Source organism: Pseudomonas sp. GW821-FHT01E10 (assembly GCF_059422365.1).
Map to the genome: position 1 here is coordinate 1 of NZ_JBWKWT010000049.1, position 587 is coordinate 587.

The window sequence follows — 587 nt, forward strand, 5'->3', positions numbered from 1 at the left end:
CCGGGCAAGAACGTCGGTGGCAGCGAGGTGCTGGTCAAGAACACCCCGCAGAAGCCGTGGCGTGTCGGGTTGTCGCGCAGTAACGACGGCCAGCGCAGCACCGGCGAGCAGCAGTGGGGCACGACGTTTGACTGGGACAGCCCGCTGGGCCTGGCCGATCAGTTGATGCTGCGCGGCGGTCATGATGCGGTGAGCGATCACCAGCACACCTCCAACAACGCGCTGCTCAATTACAGCGTGCCGTGGGGCTGGTGGAACTTCAGTTACACCTACAGCCAGAGCGAGTACCGCTCGCAAGCCCAGGCCAACGGTTTCAATTTCAAGCAGACCGGCGACAGCGAAAACCATCAGTTGCGCGCCGAGCGGGTGATCCATCGCGACGCCCTGAGCAAGACCTCCCTCAGCACCGGCCTGTCGTACCTGCGCACCAACAACTTCATCGAAGACAGCAAGCTCAAGCTGAGCAGCAACCGCATCAGCGAAGCGCAGTTCGGCATCAACCACGGTCGGCGGGTCGGCAGTGCCTTCGTCAACCTCGACCTGGGCATGCAACAAGGCATCGGCGCGTTCGACGCCCAGGGTAACGG

General features: G+C 63.2%; 1 protein-coding gene. It reads left to right on the plus strand.

Annotation, left to right across the window (positions count from 1 at the left end; translation table 11 throughout):
* Positions 1 to 587 (plus strand): ShlB/FhaC/HecB family hemolysin secretion/activation protein (locus tag AC07V0_RS29990; RefSeq protein ID WP_495020212.1); only part of this gene is annotated, 587 nt, incomplete at both ends.